Here is a 17,258-nt window from a genome sequence, read left to right on the forward strand (position 1 = left end):
GCGAGGGGGGTATCGTCGCTATGTCTTGTTGGTTTTTAAGGTTAGCGCCAATATTCTGGATGTTGGCGTCATCTGCGCAAGCCGAAGCACCGCCACGCCTCAAGCAGGAGGCGGCACGCCTCATCGACGCCAGATCGAAGCAGGCCCAGGAGATGGTGGACAAGGTTTTCAGTTTCGCCGAGCCCGGTTTTCAAGAATATGCAACCGCCGCATATCTGACCTCCAAATTGGAAAGCCACGGTTTTAAGGTCGAGCGTGGCATATCCGGTATTCCAACTGCATTTCGAGCCAGTTGGGGCAAGTCCGGGCCTACGATCCTGCTTGCCAGCGACATCGATGCGGTTCTGGGCACATCGCAGATGCCGGGTACTTCCTCATTGCGTCCCCTGGTAGCTGGCGCGCCCGGCCATGGCGAGGGCCATAATTCGGGAATGGCCGTGATCATTGCTGCCGCGCAGGCTCTGAAGTCCATTATGGAAGAGCATGACTTGGGCGGCCAGCTCGTTATCCTCCCCGGCGTGGCGGAGGAGCTTCTGGGCTCCAAGGCCTTCTACGTTCGCGACGGACTGCTGAAGGATGTCGACGTCGCGTTGTTTGCTCATGTCAGCCCTACGTTCAACACCGCTTGGGGCGACCTGGGGAGCACCGGGATGGTATCGGTCGAATATCGTTTCACCGGCAGGACCGCTCACGCGGCCATGGACCCGTGGGAAGGCCGCAGCGCACTTGATGCTGTCGAGGTCATGAGTGCCGCTTGGAATTTGCGCCGAGAGCATCTGCCGATCACCCATCGATCACACTATGTGATCACCAATGGTGGGGGCCAGCCGAATGTTGTGCCGGCCGAAGCGGCGGTCTGGTATTATTTGCGGGAGCGCACCTTTGGGGGTGTTCGGACTCTTTTCGAGACCGCCAACCAGATTTCCGAGGCCGCTGCCAAGGCCACGGGCACGACCGTTTCGCGCCGGATTCTCGGCTATGCAGCGCCACAATATGGCAACAAGCCCTTGGCTGAAGCCGCGTGGAAAAACATCAAAACCATCGGAATGCCCGTATGGTCGGCCGCGGACCAAGCTTTTGCTCGCGAGGTCCAGACAGCAAACGGCAGAACACCGAGGCCGTTGGACTCATTGGTCCCACCGCTTTCTACGCCGTTCAATCGTCCGCCGATGCCCCATGGCGGTTCCGATGATGTTGGGGATATCATGTGGGCCGTGCCGACCATCACAATCTTCTACCCATCCAATGTTCCGAATCTCATCAACCACAACCCTTTGGCGGCTATGGCGATGGCAACGCCAATCGCTCATAAGGGGGTAATTGCGGGTGCGAAGGCTGTGGCCTTCACGGTGCTCGACCTGCTAACCACCCCCCAGCTGATAAGCGAGGCCAAAGCCTACTTCAGCAATGTACAGTTGAAGGACCAGCATTACGAGACGCTGCTATCTGCCACCGACAAACCCGCTATATGGATAAACAGCGATATCATGAAGAAATATCGGGAAGAAATGTCACCATTGTACTACGACGAAGACCGGTACGATACATATCTTGACCAGCTTGGCATTGATTATGAGCGCGAACGATAGGGTGTCGTAGTGATCCACTCCTGATATTTATTATCGTCAATCCCATCGGCGGTGACGGTGCCACCCGCCCGTCGGCAAATCTCCACACCGCCACGCACCTCAGGAAGCTGCCGGGGCTCGTAGCGGCTTTCGCCATTTCCAACTTCGGTGCAAAACCTCAAATCGGTGGCGAGTTGCGCCCTGCATCGCTATTCCCGCCTCGAATGTTTGAAGGAGGGGCGCCGGTATGACAGCAGCGAAGCAGGGTGGGGTGGGGCCGTCACACCGCAGGGTCTTGTTCGCAAGCCTTGTCGGCACGGCGGTCGAGTTCTACGACTTCTATATCTATGCCACCGCCGCCGCGCTGGTGTTCGGGCCGCTGTTCTTTCCGTCCGAATCGGCGTCGGCGCAGCTTCTCGCCGCCTATGCAAGCTTCGGCCTCGCCTTTGTCGCCCGTCCGCTGGGCGCAAGCATATTCGGCCATTTCGGCGATCGGGTCGGCCGCAAGTCCACGCTCGTCGCCTCGCTGATGCTGATGGGCGGGTCGACGCTGCTCATCGCCTTCCTGCCGACCTACCAGACCGTCGGATGGATCGCGCCGCTGCTGCTGTGCATCCTGCGCTTCGGCCAGGGCCTGGGCCTGGGCGGGGAATGGGGCGGAGCTGCGCTTCTGGCGGTGGAGAATGCGCCGCCTGGCTGGCGCGCCCGCTTCGGCATGTTTCCGCAGCTTGGAGCGCCGGTGGGCTTCATTGCGGCCAACGGCCTGTTCCTGCTGCTTGGCCTGACGCTCACGCCCGAGCAGTTCCGCGACTGGGGATGGCGGCTGCCCTTCCTCGCCAGCGCGCTGCTGGTGGGCCTTGGCCTGTGGGTGCGGCTCAGGCTTACCGAGACGCCTGCCTTTGCAAAGGCGCTGGAGGAAGGCCCGCCGCCGCGCGTGCCACTGGCCGCGCTGCTCCGCCATCACCTGCCGGAGACGGTGGCCGGCACCTTCGCGGTGGTCGCCTGCTTTGCGATCTTCTATCTCGCAACCGCTTTCGCGCTTGGCTATGGCACCACCACGCTCGGCTATTCGCGCGAGACATTCCTCGCCGTGCAGCTTGGCGCGATCCTGTTCATGGCCGCATCAATCATCGCCGCAGGCTGGCTGTCAGACATTGTCAGCCCGCGCCGCGTCCTGATGGGCGGATGCATCGCGACCGCGCTTGGCGGCCTGCTGCTCGGGCCGATGATGGGCAGCGGCTCGCTGTTCCTGATCTTCCTGTTCCTTGCGCTGGCGCTCACCCTGATGGGTTTCGTCTATGGGCCTCTGGGCGCGTGGCTGCCGGGCCTTTTCCCGCCGCAGGTGCGCTATACGGGGGCATCGATGGCGTTCAACCTCGGCGGCATATTGGGCGGCGCGCTTGCGCCCATCATCGCGCAGGCGCTGGCGGACAGGGGCGGCCTGTTTCCCGTCGGCCTCTATCTGAGCGCGGCCGGGCTGGTGAGCTTCATCGCCCTTGCCGCGCTTCGCAGGCAGGGGCGGGCGCAAGCTTTTGGTTGAGAGTCCGTCGCCGGGGCGATAAGCCCGCGCCATGCGATACATCAGCACCCGCGGCCGCGCGCCCGCGCTCAGTTTCGAAGAAGTGACCCTGGCGGGGCTTGCCAGCGACGGCGGGCTTTATGTGCCGGAAAGCTGGCCCCAGCTTTCGGTGGAGACGCTCAGGTCGCTGCGCACCGCAAGCTATGTGGAAACGGCGGTTGCCGTGATGGCCCCGTTCGTCGGCGATGCGCTGAGCGAGGACGAGCTTCGCGACCTGTGCGCCGAGGCCTATGGCCGGTTCGACCATGCGGGTGTCACGCCGCTGGTGCAGCTTGACCATCGCCACTGGCTGCTGGAGCTGTTCCACGGGCCGACACTCGCCTTCAAGGATGTGGCGCTTCAACTGCTCGGCCTCCTGTTCGAACGGTTCCTGTCGCGCCGCGACATGCATGTCACCATCGTCGGCGCGACCAGCGGAGACACCGGCTCGGCGGCGATCGACGCCGTTGCGGGGCGCGAGAAGATCGACATCTTCATGCTCCATCCGCAGGGCCGCGTGTCCGACGTGCAGCGCCGTCAGATGACGACGGTCATGGCCCCCAACGTCCACAATATCGCCATCGACGGTAGCTTTGACGATGCGCAGGCGCTGGTGAAGGCGATGTTCAACGATCGTGCCTTTGCCGGGCGGCACAATCTGTCGGCGGTCAATTCGATCAACTGGGCCCGACTGATGGCGCAGGTGGTCTATTATGTCTATGCCGCCGTGCGGCTTGGCGCGCCCGATCGCCAGGTCGCCTTTTCGGTGCCTACCGGCAATTTCGGCGATGTCTTTGCGGGCTATGTCGCATCGAAGATGGGCCTGCCGGTCGCGCGGCTGCTGGTCGCGACCAACGTCAACGACATCCTCCACCGTGCGCTGTCGGCGGGCGACTATTCCGTCGGCACGGTCACTCCAACCGTCGCGCCATCGATGGACATTCAGGTTTCGTCCAACTTCGAGCGGCTGCTGTTCGACCTTCACGGGCGCGACGGGGCCGCGCTTGAAGCCGCCATGCAGTCTTTTGAGACCGCAAAAACGCTCGCGATCACCGAGGCGCAGCGGGCGCAGGCGGCGCATCTCTTCTCAAGCGCGAGCATCGACGAGGATGCAATGGCGCTGGTGATGCGCTGGGCTTCTGCCGAGGCGGGGCAGGTGATCGATCCGCACACCGCCATCGGCCTTGCCGCGGCCCGGCTTTCCGACGAGGTGCCGGCCGAAGTGCCGGTGGTGACGCTTGCAACCGCGCATCCCGCCAAGTTCCGCGACGCGGTGGAAAGGGCGACGGGCATTCGTCCCCATCTCCCGACGCGGGTCTCGGGCCTGTTCGATCGCGAGGAGCGGTTCGAGACGCTTCCGGCCGATCTGAAGGCGATCCAGGCCCATATCGACGCGAAGTCGGAAAAGCGGTGACGGCGAACGCCGCAGCGCCCCGCATCGTCCGTCTGTCAAATGGGCTGACGGTGGCGGTCCAGCCGATGGCCGGGGTGGAAACGCTGGCGGTGGGCCTTTACGCCGATTGCGGGTCGCGCCATGAGGAGGCGGGGCTGAACGGCGTCGCGCACCTCATGGAGCATATGGTGTTCAAGGGCGCGGGCAGCCGCTCCGCGCGCGAGATTGCCGAGGCGGTGGAGGATGTCGGCGGATCGATCAACGCCTATACCGCGCGTGACCATACGGTGTTTCATGCGCGGCTGCTGCCGGGCGATCTGGCCCTGGGCGTGGATCTGATCGCCGATCTGGTGCGCGCGCCGCGTCTCGACGCCGACGAACTGGAACGCGAGAAGGCGGTCGTTCTGCAGGAACTGGGCGAAGCGCGCGACACGCCCGACGACATCATCTTCGACCATCTGCAGCTTGCCGCCTTTCCGGCACAGGCGCTCGGGCGGCCGGTGCTGGGGGAAGAGGCGACCATCGCCGCGGCCGATGTCGGCGCGCTGAAGGGCTGGATCGACACCCACTATCGTCCGGGGACCATGGTTCTGGCGGCGGCGGGCAAGGTGGACGAGGATGCGCTTTTGAAGCTGGCCGAGGCGCGTTTCGGCGATCTGTCGCCGGGAAGCCGCGCGGTCGCCGAGCAGGCCCGGTACGGCGGCGGACGGGTGGCCGACGACCGCAAGTTCGAACAGGCGCACCTGACCATGGCGTTCGAGGGTGTGGGCTATACGGCGGCCGATCAATATGCGCTGGCGCTTTATGCATCGGCGGTGGGCGGCGGCATGTCGTCGCGCCTGTTTCAGGAACTGCGCGAGGAACGCGGGCTCGCCTATTCAGTCTATGCCTTTCATTCTCCCTATGCCGACACCGGTCTGTTCGGCGTCTATATGGCGACGGCCCGCAAGGAGGCGGCGCGGGCGCAGACGCTTGCCCGTCAGGTGCTGGAGGCGACGGCGGCCGAGCTTCAGCCCGCCGAGCTGGAGCGCGCCAAGGCGCAGGCCAAGGCCGGGCTGCTGATGGGGCTGGAATCGGTGCAGGCGCGGTGCGACCATCTCGCCCGCCAGCTGATGATCTACGGTCGTCCGGTCGACGCGGCGGAAATCGTGGCGGAGATCGACCGTTGCGACCTGGATCGGGTGAGAAGCGTCGCCTCCCGCATGCTCGCCGGGCCGATGGCCGAGGCCACGGTCGGACACAGGCTCGCGAAGGCGGCGTGACGCTTTCCACCCTTATCGCAGAGCCATGGGCCGATTTTGGGCTGATCGACAGCGGCCATGGCCGCAAGCTGGAGCGGTACGGCCGCTTTCGCTTCATCCGGCCGGAAGCGCAGGCGCTGTGGGCCCCGGCCGACGCGGACTGGCAGGCGGACGGCGAGTTCGTCGGCGGGTCTGACGACGAGGGCGGCGGGCGCTGGAACCTTACGCCCCAGGTGCCGCAGAGCTGGCCGCTTGCCTGGGAGGATGTGCGCTTCCACGCCGCGAACACGCCATTTCGTCACCTCGCCTTCTTCCCCGACATGGCCCCGCAATGGGCGTGGATGCGCGAGAGGATCGGCGAGGGTGCGGAGACGCTGAACCTGTTTGGCTATACGGGGGTCGGGACGCTGGCAATGGCGGCCCGGGGCGCGCGGGTGACGCATGTCGACGCTTCGAAAAAGGCGGTAGAGGCGGCAAAGGCCAATCAGGCGCTGTCCGGCATGGCCGACCGCCCCATTCGCTGGCTGGTGGATGATGCGGTGAAATTCGCCGCGCGCGAAGTCCGGCGGGGCAGGCGCTATGACGGCATCATCCTCGATCCGCCGAAATATGGCCGTGGTCCCAATGGCGAGGTGTGGAAGCTGGAGGAAAAGCTGCCGGAGCTGATCGGCCTGTGCCGGCAACTGCTGGACCCGCGTTCGTCCTTTCTGGTGTTGACCGTCTATGCGATCCGCATGTCGGCGCTGGCGATCGGTGAACTGGTCCGGCAGGCGACGGCCGATCTTGGCGGAACGGTGGAGATGGGTGACATGGCGATCCGCGAGGAGAGGCGCGGCCTGCTGCTGCCGACAGCCATTTTCGCGCGGTGGCAGGCGCAGGTCAAAGGTTGAAACCATTCTCCGGTGACCCGGTTCTCTTCCTGACGATAGAGGGAGAAAACAATGGCCGCCTCAAGAACTGCGATGCTGCTGGCGCTTGCCGCTGCGTTCGTCGCGACTCCGGCCCTTGCCGACCGGGACGCCAATGCCGAGGAACGCGCCGCCATTGAAAAGGTGCTGCGCGCGCAAGGCTTTGTAGGCTGGGAAGAAATCGAACTCGACGACGGGCGTTGGGAAGTGGATGACGCCCGCGACGCCAAAGGCGTGGAATATGATTTGAAGATGGATCCGAAGACGCTGAAAATCGTCCGCAAGGAAGAAGATGCGATCTTCTGACCGGTGGTCCGGCACGCACTTGATCGACGCTGCTTCTTGCCGGTAAACTCAATTCAGGGAGATCAGCGATGCAGACCATGGGTGAGAAGTGCGCGTTCGAGTTCAACTTCGATCCCGCCACCTTCAAGGTGGGCGACGTGGTGAGCTATCGCGTATCGGGCAGCAGCTATGGCGATTTCCCGTTCGTCGGCACCCTTGTGGAGGTGCATGACGACCATGTCGTGATTGCGGCCGAACCTAATGATCCCTCGGTCAAATACCGCGCGACTCGGGAAAGCCGGCCGGTGGTGTCGGACGCGGAAATATTCTGAACAGGCCGGGCATGCGCGCGGTTCAGATCTTCGCCCTGTCCTTCGCCTCGTTAGGCGCTTTCGACTGGGCAAGGGCGGTCGCCTTGCCCGGCGTCGTCTTCGGACCGGAGGCGATCTGCATCAGGCCGCCCAGCTTTGCCTTGAACGCGTTCAAATCCCGTCCGGCAAGCTGCGTGCGGCTGGTGAACTTGACCGAGCGCGGATCGACGGCGCGTCCGTTGCGGTAAAGCTCGTAATGCAGGTGCGGGCCGGTCGACATGCCGGTCGATCCGACATAGCCGATGACCTGGCCCTGCTGGACCCGCTGGCCCGCCGATACCTTGAACCTGCTCATATGCGCATAGGCGGTGGCAAGGCCGTTGCCGTGGCTGATCTTCACATATTTGCCATAGCCCCGGTTTGACCCGGCGAATTCGATGCGGCCCGCCGCTGCGGCAAGGATCGGCGCGCCATGCGGTGCGCCGAAATCCACACCCTTGTGCATGCGGGAATAGCCGAGCAGGGGATGTAGCCGCATGCCGAAGCCGGAGGTGAGCCGCGCGCCGTCGACCGGCGTACGCATCAGCCCCTTTTGCGTGGCCTCGCCGCTTGCGTCGAAGAACTGCTCGCGCCCGCCAAGCGTCCAGCGCATCATCTGGAGCTTCTTGCCGCCCCGGTCGAGGCTGGCATACAGCAGCTTGCCGGTTTCGGTCTCGCCGGTTTCGGCCAGGCGATGCTCGAAGATGATGTCGAACTTCGCGTTTGCGCCGACATCGCGCTGGAAATCGATCCCGAAGGACAGCGCCTTGATATATTCGGCGACCAGCCGGGCGGGCACGCCCGCCGCGCGCGCCGATTTGTAAAGGCTGGAGCCGACGGTGCCCGTGATCCGGAGCGGCGCGTCATTGACGGCAATGGGGATTTTCTTCAGCCGCAGTTCGCCGCCCTGTCGGCTGACCGCAAGCCTGAGGTCGAACGCCGCGCGGAAGGCGAGGGAATCGAGCGGGCGCGGGACCGATTTGTTCGGACGGCGGCCGAGGACGATGTCCAGCGCCGCGCCGCGATTGATGTCGGACAGGGCGACCGCGTCGGCGACAAGCCCGGCCGCCGCACTTGCATCTTCCGCGCTTACGCCCGCGTTGCGCAATGTCCGTTCCATTTCGCCGCCCTGACGGAGCGTCGCCGCCACCTCGATCTGCGGGCGCTCGGGCGTTTCGGCAAGCGGGCGTACCATGGACGTGGGCGCGAGCCTGCGGCCGGTTTCGCTCTGGGCCGACAAGGGCGCGATCGCCTGCGCGGACGCTTCGATCTGTTGGGTGGGGGTGTAGGCCGGGACCGGTGCTGCGGGCATGGGCGACATGCGCGCGCCGATGAAGGCGGCCGATCCGGCGAGCAGGGCGACGGTGATCGCGCCCCGCCACCAATTGGCCGATCCGATGTCGCGGCCAAGGTCGACGACGAGATCGCCGTCGCCCGAAAGATCGCGCGCCAGGGAACGAAGCCGCGCCGCCGCCGTTGGTCTTTCAAGGGAAGGCGCGCGGCCGAAGGTCGCGACCGCACCGGCCGAGGGCAGGGCAACGGCGTTGCCGTCGACCGCTCCGTCCATCGCGCGCAGATCCGGTTGGAACAAGCACCATCCCCCGCCGCGCACTCCGCTCTCCAGACTTCCGTTGCGCGGCCGAAAAAGCCCGAAAATCTGCGGCGGAGACTGTGCCGCTAACAGGTTAATGTCAATTTAATCGCCGCTGCCGGGCCCTTGTGCTGCGGCGAGCCGTGGCGTTTCAGCCGATGAGCCGTTCAAATCGGGACTCCGCGGAAAATCTTAATGCACCGCAAAATAGCTACTTGCGAAGCAGGCGGTTTGCCCCGACATTACATGCATGCGTTTCGACCACGGCGCTTCATTGACCGCGGTATTGGGGCCGACGAACACCGGCAAAACCCATCTTGCGGTCGAGCGCATGTGCGGTCACGCTTCCGGAATGATCGGCTTTCCCCTGCGCCTCCTCGCGCGGGAGGTGTATGAGCGGGTCGTCGCGATAAAGGGCCGCAATCAGGTTGCGCTCATCACCGGCGAAGAAAAAATCCTGCCGGAAGGCGCGCGCTACTTCCTGTGCACGGCGGAATCCATGCCCACCGACAGGGAAGTCGCCTTTGTCGCGCTGGACGAAGGGCAGATGGGCGCTGATCGCGAGCGCGGCCATGTCTTCACCAACCGCATCCTTTCCGCGCGCGGCTTTGCCGAGACGATGATTTTGGGGTCGGAGACGCTGCGCCCGATGATCCGCGCGTTGTTGCCGGACGCCGAGATCATCACCCGGCCACGCTTCTCCACGCTCAGCTATTCAGGCTCAAAAAAGCTGTCGCGCCTGCCCCGGCGCGCCGCGATCGTCGCCTTTTCAGCCGAGGAGGTCTATGCGCTGGCGGAAATGCTGCGTCGACATCGCGGCGGCGCGGCGGTGGTCATGGGCAGCCTGTCGCCCCGCACCCGCAACGCGCAGGTCGCGCTCTATCAGTCGGGCGAGGTGGATTATCTGGTGGCGACCGACGCCATCGGCATGGGCCTCAACCTTGACGTGTCGCACGTCGCCTTCGCCGGCCTGTCCAAGTTCGACGGCAAGCGGCACCGCCGCCTGACGATTTCCGAAATGGCGCAGATCGCGGGGCGCGCCGGGCGGCACCAGCGCGACGGCACCTTCGGTACGGTGCAGCTTGGCACGGAAAGCGAGACGCTGTTCGAGCCGGCCGAGATCGAGGCGGTCGAAGGCCACGACTTTGATCCGCTCGCGCATCTGGAGTGGCGGAACGCACGGCTGGAATGGCGTTCCGTCCCGGCCCTCATCGCCTCGCTGGAGTTGTATCCGGATGCCGAGGCGCTGCGCCGGGCCGCCCCCGCGATCGACGTGCAGGTGCTGAAGCGGCTGTCGGCGGAAGACTGGATCGGCGACCGCGCGAACACGCCTTCGTCGATCAGGCGGCTGTGGGACATATGCGGCCTTCCCGATTACCGGAAGACGGGCGCGGAGGCGCATGCGCGGATCGTGGCCCGCATGTACCGCCACCTGTCCGAAGGCAGCGGCCATCTGCCGACCGACTGGATCGCCCGCGAAATCGCCCAGCTTGACAATCTGCAGGGCGACATCGGTCAGCTTGGCGACCGGATCGCCGCCGCGCGGACATGGACCTATATCGCCCACCGGCCGGATTGGCTGGCCGACACCGGCGAATGGCGCGACCGGACGCGGGCGCTGGAAGACCGGCTTTCGGACGCGCTTCACGAGCGGCTGACGAGCCGCTTCGTCGACCGGCGCACCTCGGTGCTGCTTCGCGACCTGGGAGGCCGCGCAGCCGATCTCGTCACGCATGTCGATGACGACGGCACCGTGGCGGTGGAAGGCGAGGCGATCGGCAGGCTGGACGGATTCCGGTTCAAGGTGGACGCCACCGCCCGGCTTGCGGAAAAGAAGATGTTGCTTGCTGCCGCCGAACGCCGCCTGCCCAAGGAACTCCACCGGCGCGCGCGTTCGCTTGCCGAGGACGGCAACGATGCGTTCGCGCTCTGCGCCCGACCCGGCTCCCGTCCGGGCGTCGCCTGGCGCGGGCACAGGGTCGCGCGGCTGGTGCGCGGACGCGACATGCTGAGCCCCAAGGTGGAGATCGACCGTTCGCTCGACACGCTGCCGCCCGACACGCGCAAGGCGGTCGCCGGGCGGCTGCACGGCTGGCTCGCCTCGGAAACGGAGCAGCGGCTGAAACCGCTGGCGCGCCTCGTCGCGCTGGCCGGGGACAAGGCCCAGCCGCCTGCGGTTCGCGGGCTGGCGGTGCGGCTGATCGACGGCGCGGGCATTGTCGAGCGGCGCGAAGTGGACGATCTGGTCGCCGCCCTTTCGGTCGAGGGGCGCCGCACATTGTCGCGCGCGGGGGTTCGTTTCGGCGCGCTCGATCTGTTCGCGCCGCAGGTACTGAAGCCGGAATCCACCCGTTGGCGGCTTGCGCTCTGGGCCGCGTCGCGCGGCCAGCCGATGACCAGTTCTCCGGCCGCAGGGGCGGCGACGCTGGATGTCCGCGCGCGCGAACCGGCCGGTCCTGCGCTCAAGGTCAGCGGCTTTCGCGAACTGGGCGATCAGGCCGTCAGGATCGATCTGATCGAACGGGTGGCCGAAGCGGCGCACAGCGCGCGCGAGGGGCGGCGGCCTTTCCTCCTCGACCATTCGCTGGCGGTGTCGATCGGCTGCCGCCCGCACACGCTCAGCCGCATGATGACGGCGCTCGGTTTCAGGGAGCAGACGGACGATCACGGGGCCCCCGCCTATATCTGGCGCGGCCCGCGCCGGTCGGGGCGGCAGAAGCCGCAGCGGCCTTCGTCGTCACCTTTTGCGGTTCTCGCCGGTTTGGGCACTGGGTAGGAGAAATGTGTGGCTGAACATGCATTGCGGCTGGACAAATGGTTGTGGTTCGCGCGCCTGACGAAATCCCGCACCGTGGCGCAGGCGCTTTGTGAAAGCAGACATGTGAGGCTGAACGGGCGGGTGGTGGAACGGTCGTCCACCCAGGTCAGGCCGGGCCAGGTGCTCACCCTTCCCCTCGGGGAACAGATCAGGGTGGTGCGGGTCGATGCGTTGCCGGAACGGCGCGGCCCCTATGGTGAAGCCTGCCGCGCCTATACGGAATTGACCCCCGCACTCAACTGACCGGCCGTGCGCCGCCCGCGCAGAAGCATTGACGTCGCTCTGGAAGCAGGGCTAGTGCGGATGCCGAAGGGAAAAATGAAGGAATTACGCCCATGACCTATGTGGTCACCGACGCCTGCATCCGCTGCAAATATATGGATTGCGTCGAGGTTTGCCCCGTGGATTGCTTCTACGAGGGCGAGAACATGCTGGTCATCAACCCCAATGAATGCATCGATTGCGGTGTGTGCGAGCCGGAATGCCCGGCCGAGGCGATCCTTCCGGACACCGAAAACGGGCTTGAGAAGTGGCTTGAGCTGAACACGACCTTCTCCGCCCAATGGCCCAACATCACCACCAAGGGCGCGGTCCCCGACGATGCCGACGCGCACAAGGGCGAAGAGGGCAAGTATGACAAATATTTCTCTGCGGAGGGCGGCTCGGGAGACTGATCTCCGCCCGGGCGAGGCGATGCGAATCCCCGCCGCTTCGCAACAGTAGATTTCTGCCGCTGTTTCTGTTATAAACCTGTAACAGAGGCGCGTGATCCTTCGCGTCTGCACAATTGATTGCGTCGCAGAATCGGCGCTGCCGCACTGAGCCCCCCTACGCATCAGCGGCAGCCCCATGGGTCTGAGGAAGGAAACTAGATGGCGAGCAAGGCGCTGAGCTTCGATGTCGGCGACTATGTGGTTTATCCCAAGCACGGCGTCGGCCGTGTCATCGAGTTGCAAAGCTCGGAAATCGCGGGTGCGAAGCTGGAGCTTTACGTTCTGCGCTTCGAGAAGGAGCGCATGACGCTCCGCGTTCCGACCAACAAGGCCGAATCCGTCGGCATGCGCAAGCTGTCCAGCAGCGCGACGATGCAGGAAGCGATGACGACGCTGAAGGGCAAGCCCCGGATCAAGCGCACCATGTGGTCGCGCCGCGCGCAGGAATATGAAGCGAAGATCAATTCGGGCGATCTGGTTTCGATCGCCGAGGTGGTCCGCGACCTGCACCGCGCCGACGACCAGCCGGAACAGAGCTATTCGGAACGGCAAATCTTCGAAGCGGCGATCAGCCGCCTCGCGCGCGAACTGGCGGCGATGGAAAACATCGACGAGCCGGCCGCGCAGGACAAGATCGTGAAGGTTCTCAAGGCCGCCTGAGCGGGGGTTGTCCCGCGGGGGAATGAAAAGGCGGTCCGGAAACGGGCCGCCTTTTTCGTTGGGTGGTTGTGGAGTTTGCAAGCACGGTATGATCTTAGGGTTGAGACTCAATCAGAGCCAGAAAGCCACAGCGGCAGCGAGGCTTACGGCTGAGAGGAAGTTTCGTGCAAGCTTGTCGTAGCGAGTAGCGATCCGGCGGAAATCCTTGAGGCGGCAGAACATAGCCTCGACCCGCCAGCGATCTTTGTAGCGGCGTTTGTCATATTGGATCGGGCGCTTGCGGTTGCGGCGGCCGGGGATCACCGGGGTCGTGCCCTGTTCGCGCAGGATGGTCCTAATGCGATTGGCGTCGTAGCCGCGGTCGGCGATCACCCGCTTCATTCCCGCTGTTTCGTTGATGAGCAGGTCGGCGCCCTTCACGTCCGATGTGTTGCCGGGCGTCAGGACGAGACGAAGCGGCCGTCCGAGGACGTCGACAAGGGCGTGGATCTTTGTTGTCCGGCCGCCACGCGAGATCCCAATGGCATTGGCTCGCGCCCCCCCTTTGCCCCACCGGCGCTACGGTGAGCCTTGATGTAGCTGCTATCGATCTGCCCGGTCTCGGCGATCCAGCCTTCTTCGGTCAGTGCAGCCAGGATGCGTGTCCAGATGCCCCGCCGGCTCCACCTGTTCCATCGGTTGTAGACCGTCGTCGCCGGCCCGTATTCGGCGGGGCAATCTGCCCAGCGACCGCCGCACTTGAGCATGTGAACGATGCCGGAGATCACCCGCCGGTCATCAACACGTCGTGCTCCTGGCTGGTTCTTGGGCAAGTGGAGCTCGATTGCTGTCCACGCTTCATCCGATAGCCAGAACAACGAACGCGACATCCCCAAGGCCTCCTCTTCAGCGAAAACGCCTTGAATCAATGAGACCAACGATTTTCAAGAGGCTGATTGAGTTTGGACCCTAGCGTCGCCTCCCCCGCCCATGCAGCGGCTAGATTCCGTCCTGATTAGGTTGAAGCGCTCAGGCTCAGCTTGTCGAAGTCAGCGCTTCCTTCCCGCTAATCTTCGACAGGCTCAGCCTGAGCGGGTTGGTTCCATCTAAACCGCACCGACACACAGACCTAATGGGTTGGTAGGTCAACGTCGGAATCGTCGGTGTCAGTAGCTTCAACACGACCTTCCGGCTCCTTTGCCGCAGACCCGAAAATTTCCTCGAGGTCTGGATCGTAGTACGCTGGCTTATACGGAGTGTCCTTCGGCCAATAGCCATGAGGCGGGAGCCGTACAATCTGATCACTCTCGCGCCACAACATCGTGCTCAGGACCATCTCTGGATCTTTGCCTTGTATCACGACGCCGCGCTCGGCCAATGCATCAAAAAGAGGCTTCCTTTGCATAGGCGCTCCGTGAGCGCGGATGATCCGTACAGCCTCTTCTGCGACCTTCTCCCGTGGTGGATTTTTTGGCCGTACGCTTTTAATCTCGTGCGGCTCAATGGGCTCTCTTTGTTCGACATCATTCGGGGGCTGTATTCCGGCGAGTTCGTACCACGTTGCAATAAACTGTTGTAGCATCATAGCCTCAGCTTCTACGCGCGCGAGAGAGGCCTTCGATGCCTCTATCTGCCGATGGATTGTCTCCATCATTTGCCGCGCATGTGCGAGCCGTTGCTGCGCATTCTCCAGTGCTGTATCGTTCATTGTGCCCTCGCCGCCTTGGCTCTCGCAAAATACACATAATTGAATGTATCTACAACAGCCTTGTGCGAATTCCACATTCAGGTTAAGAATGCGTTGCGCTCGCGGTCCGAGTCGCGCGCGTAACGAATCGTAGCCCCGCCAGGGGGCTACGACGTTCGATCGCTCGTGGTGTCAGCACAAGGCGGGGGTGCAACAGGCCCCGCAGAAAGGAGGTCCCGATGGCTGGCCATCGGTGGGATGTAGCGGCGGCAACCGCACATCCCTTGCTCTTAACAGTGAGCTAGGACCGCCGTGGGCAGCGTCCTCAGCGGGCGCGTGTCCACGGCCCTCTCATAACAAAGGACGGCGAGTCTGTCCATATCCCCATGTAGAAAGGGCCAATCATGGCTAAACGAGCTGCGTGGCATTCGGTCAAAGCCAATGTCCATCATGACGATACTAACTGCAACACCGGCAACAACATCGAACGCGAAAACCTTCGCGCGGGCAAGGGCGGAAAGCCTTTGTGCGCGGAGTGCCGCCGCCTCGGTTAACGCCTAAACGTTAGTTTCCAACTCAAGCCTGTCGGTTCGCCGTTAATGAGGGTCTCACCACCTTCTGAGATAGTGAGCCGGCAGGCCCTCTTTCCTGGCTATTGCGTCGTCCCGGCCCACACCGCACAAACGAAAACGGCCCGGGACACGCCCGGGCCGCTTCGCAACCGATGAAGATCGGAAGGCTTATTTGGTGTCTTCCTCGCGGGCCTTGTTCAGTGCCGCGCCAAGGATGTCGCCCAGCGACGCGCCGGAATCCGACGAGCCATATTGCGCCACGGCCTGCTTCTCCTCGGCGATCTGCATCGCCTTGATCGACAGGGTGGGCTTCTTCGACTTGTCGAAGCCGGTCACCATCGCGTCGAACTTCTGGCCGACGTCGAAACGCTCCGGCTTCTGCTCGTCGCGATCGCGCGACAGGTCCGCGCGCCGGATGAAGCCGGTCGCGCCATCGTCGCCGATCTGCACTTCCAGCCCGCCGTCGCGGATTTCCAGCACCGTGACGGTGACGACCTCGTTCTTGCGCGCGCCCGCCGCGGCTCCGGCGGCGGAAGGTCCGCCACGCTCAAGCTGCTTCATGCCAAGCGAGATGCGCTCCTTCTCGACGTCGACGTCCAGAACCACGGCCTGAACCGTCTCGCCCTTGTGGTGCAGGTTGAGCGCGTCCTCGCCGGAAACGCCCCAGGCGATGTCCGACATGTGGACCATGCCGTCCACATCGCCTTCCAGCCCGATGAACAGGCCGAATTCGGTGGCGTTCTTGACTTCGCCTTCCACGGTCGATCCGACCGGGTGCTTCTCCGCAAAGGCTTCCCACGGATTGGCCTGCGCCTGCTTGAGGCCAAGCGAGATGCGGCGCTTGTCCTCGTCCACCTCCAGCACCAGAACGTCCACCTCCTGGCTGGTGGAGACGATCTTGCCGGGGTGCACGTTCTTCTTGACCCACGACATTTCGGAGACATGGACCAGGCCTTCGATGCCGGCTTCCAGCTCCACGAAGGCGCCATATTCGGTGATGTTGGTGACGCGGCCGGTGAACTTGCCGCCAACCGGGTATTTGGCGCTCGCGCCGGCCCAGGGGTCGGCCTCCAGCTGCTTCATGCCCAGCGAGATGCGCTGCGTGTCCTTGTTGATGCGGACGATCTGCACCTTCACCGTGTCGCCGATGTTGATCAGCTCCGACGGATGGCCGACGCGGCGATAGCTCATGTCGGTGACGTGGAGCAGGCCGTCGATGCCGCCCAGGTCGACGAAGGCGCCATAATCGGTGATGTTCTTGACGACGCCGTCGATCACCTGGCCTTCATGCAGCGACTGGATGAGGCCGGAGCGCTGCTCGGCGCGGGTCTCTTCCAGAACGGCGCGGCGCGAGACCACGATATTGCCCCGGCGGCGGTCCATCTTCAAAAGCTGGAACGGCTGCGGAATGCCCATCAGCGGGGTCACGTCGCGCACCGGACGGATATCGACCTGGCTGCCCGGCAGGAACGCCACCGCGCCCGACAGGTCGACGGTGAAGCCGCCCTTCACGCGGCCGAAGATCACGCCCTCGACCCGCTCCTGGGTTTCGAACTGCTTTTCCAGCGTGTCCCATGCGGCTTCGCGGCGGGCGCGGTCGCGCGACAGCATAGCCTCGCCCTGCGCATTCTCCACGCGATCCACGAAAACTTCGACTTCGTCGCCGACCGCAAGCTCGGCCTTCTGGCCGGGAGCGGCGAATTCGCGAAGCGAGACGCGGCCTTCGGACTTGAGGCCGACATCGATCAATGCGACGTCATTTTCGATTGCGGTGACGATGCCCTTGACCACACGGCCTTCAAAGGAGGTGCTTTCACCAAGGGATTCATCGAGAAGTGCCGCGAAATCGTCGCGGGTCGGCATTGCCGATGTTGCCATAAATAAATGTCTTTCCATACATTATGCAGGCCAGCCGGTTGTCTCCGGCGGTCTTGC

Annotated in this window: 15 protein-coding genes and 1 pseudogene; 12 read left to right on the forward strand and 4 right to left on the reverse strand. The window is 64.1% G+C overall.

Features of this window, described 5'->3' with window-relative positions:
• Positions 1–20: 20 nt before the first annotated feature.
• The 7 genes from BSL82_RS15500 to BSL82_RS15530 all read left to right on the forward strand — a co-directional run bounded on the left by BSL82_RS15500 (position 21) and on the right by BSL82_RS15530 (position 7,285).
• Positions 21–1,589, forward strand: a complete 1,569-nt coding sequence (locus BSL82_RS15500) for an amidohydrolase (RefSeq protein ID WP_072598831.1) — start codon at positions 21–23, stop codon at positions 1,587–1,589.
• 226 nt (positions 1,590–1,815) lie between these two features.
• A complete protein-coding gene (locus BSL82_RS15505; protein WP_072598177.1) occupies positions 1,816–3,108 on the forward strand; it encodes an MFS transporter in 1,293 nt (430 codons plus the stop codon).
• Between the two features lie 31 nt (positions 3,109–3,139).
• Positions 3,140–4,540: a threonine synthase gene (gene thrC / locus BSL82_RS15510; protein WP_072598178.1), complete on the forward strand. Its 1,401-nt coding sequence runs from the start codon at positions 3,140–3,142 to the stop codon at positions 4,538–4,540.
• A 65-nt stretch (positions 4,541–4,605) separates the two neighbouring features.
• Entirely contained in the window at positions 4,606–5,781 is a 1,176-nt protein-coding gene (locus BSL82_RS15515; protein ID WP_072598832.1) for a M16 family metallopeptidase, read from the forward strand.
• Complete coding sequence (locus BSL82_RS15520; RefSeq protein ID WP_072598179.1) at positions 5,778–6,650, forward strand: RsmD family RNA methyltransferase; 873 nt, start codon at positions 5,778–5,780, stop codon at positions 6,648–6,650. The genes BSL82_RS15515 and BSL82_RS15520 overlap by 4 nt, the downstream gene beginning before the upstream one ends.
• 51 nt (positions 6,651–6,701) lie before the next feature.
• A complete protein-coding gene (locus tag BSL82_RS15525; RefSeq protein ID WP_072598180.1) occupies positions 6,702–6,974 on the forward strand; it encodes a PepSY domain-containing protein in 273 nt (90 codons plus the stop codon).
• Positions 6,975–7,042: 68 nt separating this feature from the next.
• Complete coding sequence (locus BSL82_RS15530) at positions 7,043–7,285, forward strand: hypothetical protein (protein WP_072598181.1); 243 nt, start codon at positions 7,043–7,045, stop codon at positions 7,283–7,285.
• Positions 7,286–7,307: 22 nt separating this feature from the next.
• Here BSL82_RS15530 and BSL82_RS15535 read toward each other — a convergent pair whose 3' ends face one another.
• Positions 7,308–8,894 carry a M23 family metallopeptidase gene (locus tag BSL82_RS15535; protein ID WP_158010941.1) on the reverse strand — a complete coding sequence of 529 codons (1,587 nt, stop codon included), beginning with the start codon at positions 8,892–8,894 and terminating at the stop codon, positions 7,308–7,310.
• 250 nt (positions 8,895–9,144) lie between these two features.
• On the opposite strand from BSL82_RS15535, the gene BSL82_RS15540 reads away from it, so the two are divergent.
• From BSL82_RS15540 to BSL82_RS15555, 4 genes are all read left to right on the forward strand, one after another.
• The gene (locus tag BSL82_RS15540; protein WP_072598182.1) at positions 9,145–11,670 is read left to right on the forward strand and encodes a helicase-related protein; all 2,526 of its coding nucleotides are present in this window, start codon (positions 9,145–9,147) and stop codon (positions 11,668–11,670) included.
• Positions 11,671–11,679: 9 nt separating this feature from the next.
• On the forward strand, positions 11,680–11,955 hold the full coding sequence (locus BSL82_RS15545; protein WP_226998500.1) for an RNA-binding S4 domain-containing protein: 276 nt from the start codon (positions 11,680–11,682) through the stop codon (positions 11,953–11,955).
• A 92-nt stretch (positions 11,956–12,047) separates the two neighbouring features.
• Positions 12,048–12,386, forward strand: a complete 339-nt coding sequence (fdxA, locus tag BSL82_RS15550; protein ID WP_072598183.1) for a ferredoxin FdxA — start codon at positions 12,048–12,050, stop codon at positions 12,384–12,386.
• A gap of 198 nt (positions 12,387–12,584) precedes the next feature.
• Positions 12,585–13,085, forward strand: coding sequence for a CarD family transcriptional regulator (locus BSL82_RS15555; protein ID WP_072598184.1), 501 nt, complete (start codon positions 12,585–12,587; stop codon positions 13,083–13,085).
• 111 nt (positions 13,086–13,196) lie between these two features.
• Here BSL82_RS15555 and BSL82_RS21860 read toward each other — a convergent pair.
• Together BSL82_RS21860 and BSL82_RS15570 are read right to left on the reverse strand one after the other, a co-directional pair.
• Positions 13,197–13,954, reverse strand: a pseudogene (locus tag BSL82_RS21860) (IS5 family transposase).
• 239 nt (positions 13,955–14,193) lie between these two features.
• Positions 14,194–14,772: a hypothetical protein gene (locus BSL82_RS15570; RefSeq protein WP_072598185.1), complete on the reverse strand. Its 579-nt coding sequence runs from the start codon at positions 14,770–14,772 to the stop codon at positions 14,194–14,196.
• A 383-nt stretch (positions 14,773–15,155) separates the two neighbouring features.
• Between BSL82_RS15570 and BSL82_RS20785 the strand changes: the two genes are divergently transcribed.
• A complete protein-coding gene (locus tag BSL82_RS20785; protein ID WP_193408586.1) occupies positions 15,156–15,305 on the forward strand; it encodes a hypothetical protein in 150 nt (49 codons plus the stop codon).
• 186 nt (positions 15,306–15,491) lie between these two features.
• Here the strand turns inward: BSL82_RS20785 and rpsA are convergent, their stop codons facing one another.
• The gene (rpsA, locus tag BSL82_RS15575) at positions 15,492–17,201 is read right to left on the reverse strand and encodes a 30S ribosomal protein S1 (protein ID WP_072598186.1); all 1,710 of its coding nucleotides are present in this window, start codon (positions 17,199–17,201) and stop codon (positions 15,492–15,494) included.
• Between the last annotated feature and the right edge of the window lie 57 nt (positions 17,202–17,258).

Source organism: Tardibacter chloracetimidivorans (assembly GCF_001890385.1).
GTDB classification, from domain to species: domain Bacteria; phylum Pseudomonadota; class Alphaproteobacteria; order Sphingomonadales; family Sphingomonadaceae; genus Tardibacter; species Tardibacter chloracetimidivorans.

Bases quoted from the DNA above. Each gene is read 5' to 3' on its own strand.
- BSL82_RS15500 (WP_072598831.1), top strand. From the start codon at position 21: ATGTCTTGTTGGTTTTTAAGGTTAGCGCCAATATTCTGGATGTTGGCG.
- BSL82_RS15505 (WP_072598177.1), top strand. From the start codon at position 1,816: ATGACAGCAGCGAAGCAGGGTGGGGTGGGGCCGTCACACCGCAGGGTC.
- thrC (WP_072598178.1), top strand. From the start codon at position 3,140: ATGCGATACATCAGCACCCGCGGCCGCGCGCCCGCGCTCAGTTTCGAA.
- BSL82_RS15515 (WP_072598832.1), top strand. From the start codon at position 4,606: ATGGCCGGGGTGGAAACGCTGGCGGTGGGCCTTTACGCCGATTGCGGG.
- BSL82_RS15525 (WP_072598180.1), top strand. From the start codon at position 6,702: ATGGCCGCCTCAAGAACTGCGATGCTGCTGGCGCTTGCCGCTGCGTTC.
- BSL82_RS15530 (WP_072598181.1), top strand. From the start codon at position 7,043: ATGCAGACCATGGGTGAGAAGTGCGCGTTCGAGTTCAACTTCGATCCC.
- BSL82_RS15540 (WP_072598182.1), top strand. From the start codon at position 9,145: ATGCGTTTCGACCACGGCGCTTCATTGACCGCGGTATTGGGGCCGACG.
- fdxA (WP_072598183.1), top strand. From the start codon at position 12,048: ATGACCTATGTGGTCACCGACGCCTGCATCCGCTGCAAATATATGGAT.
- BSL82_RS15555 (WP_072598184.1), top strand. From the start codon at position 12,585: ATGGCGAGCAAGGCGCTGAGCTTCGATGTCGGCGACTATGTGGTTTAT.
- BSL82_RS15570 (WP_072598185.1), bottom strand. From the start codon at position 14,772: ATGAACGATACAGCACTGGAGAATGCGCAGCAACGGCTCGCACATGCG.
- BSL82_RS20785 (WP_193408586.1), top strand. From the start codon at position 15,156: ATGGCTAAACGAGCTGCGTGGCATTCGGTCAAAGCCAATGTCCATCAT.
- rpsA (WP_072598186.1), bottom strand. From the start codon at position 17,201: ATGGCAACATCGGCAATGCCGACCCGCGACGATTTCGCGGCACTTCTC.